A 1,724-nucleotide genomic window follows, 5' to 3' on the forward strand; every position below is an offset into this window, starting at 1 on the left:
AACAGGGATAACAGGAGCAACCGGAATAACGGGACCGACGGGAGCAACCGGAAGAACAGGAGCAACCGGACTAACGGGACCGACGGGACCAACAGGCCGAACCGGAGCAACCGGAACAACGGGCCCAACTGGCGCAACAGGGCAAACCGGAGAAACGGGACCAATTGGAATAACGGGCCCAACCGGAGAAACGGGCCCGACTGGAATAACGGGCCCAACCGGAGCAACAGGTCCTACCGGGGGTATTGGCCCTATAACAACAACCAATTTGTTATATTATACTTTTGCAGATGGAGAGAAACTTATATATACAGATGCCGATGGGATACCTCAATATGGTACAACGAATATATTATCGCCTAGTGAAGTTTCATATATTAATTTATTTATTAATGGAATAATGCAACCACAGCCATTATATGAGGTGAGTACTGGTAAATTAACTTTATTGGATACTCAACCTCCATCGCAAGGATCTTCAATTATATTACAATTTATCATTATTAATTAAAAGGACAGATCCTTAATGAAAAGGAATCTGTCTTTTTTGTTTTATATTTAAATAGTTAAAATTAAGTGAAGGTACATTCAATTTCTAGCTGTCATAAATGGTTGAATGATAGGGATTTTAACTTCAATCCTTTTCACAGTGTATTGGAATAAAATATAAAATGAATTTTTCAATATATTATATGAGAGTTCTCTATAATACAAACGGCTTCATGTTTAAAAAGAGAACACAATCTTAGTAAAGAAATAATGTATATTTATATAAAAAAATGGCACTGTTAATTGTTGAGTATATTCAAATTAATATGTGTATTTAAACCTAAGAGATAAACGTGGAAAAATAAAATAAACCCGTAAGTTTAGGTATTTAATCTAAGCAGTCAATTATTAAAAACATATAATTAATATGTGAGTCATGAACATAATTAAATAGCGTTTGTAAGTTTAATTATATTTCATGTTTCCTATTTTAAGTCAATATATAACATATTTTTTTACAACTTTATGATCCTTATAATAGGAAAAACTCAAATATAAAACAAGTAAGGAGGACATAAATGACAAACAATAATTGTTTTGGTCATAACCACTGCAATAATCCGATTGTTTTCACTCCAGATTGCTGTAACAATCCACAAACAGTTCCAATTACCAGTGAGCAATTAGGTAGATTAATTACTTTACTAAACTCTTTAATAGCGGCTATTGCAGCGTTTTTTGCAAATCCAAGTGATGCAAACAGATTAGCTTTACTCAATTTGTTTACTCAACTATTGAACTTACTAAATGAATTAGCACCTTCTCCAGAAGGGAATTTCTTAAAACAATTAATTCAAAGTATTATTAATTTACTACAATCTCCTAACCCAAATCTAAGTCAATTACTTTCTTTATTACAACAATTCTACAGTGCTCTTGCACCATTCTTCTTCTCTTTAATTATTGACCCTGCAAGTTTACAACTTTTATTAAACTTATTAACTCAATTAATTGGTGCTACTCCAGGAGGCGGCCCAACAGGCCCAACAGGTCCAACAGGTCCAGGAGGAGGAGCAACAGGTCCAACAGGTCCAACAGGTCCAGGAGGAGGAGCAACAGGTCCAACGGGAGCGACAGGTCCAACAGGCCCAACAGGAGCGACAGGTCCAGCAGGTACTGGTGGCGCAACAGGTTTAACAGGAGCAACAGGCCCAACGGGAGCAACAGGTTTAACT

At 36.4% G+C, this 1,724-nt stretch carries 2 protein-coding genes; both read left to right on the forward strand.

The annotated features are described in order from the left end of the window. Window positions 1–511 (forward strand): DUF4183 domain-containing protein (locus MR168_RS32825; protein WP_242291760.1); only part of this gene is annotated, 511 nt, incomplete at its 5' end. A gap of 556 nt (window positions 512–1,067) precedes the next feature. After that, the coding region (locus tag MR168_RS32830; protein WP_242291761.1) for a collagen-like repeat preface domain-containing protein at window positions 1,068–1,724 on the forward strand (657 nt) is incomplete at its 3' end.

The organism is Bacillus cereus group sp. BfR-BA-01356, from assembly GCF_022663635.1.
GTDB classification, from domain to species: domain Bacteria; phylum Bacillota; class Bacilli; order Bacillales; family Bacillaceae_G; genus Bacillus_A; species Bacillus_A cereus.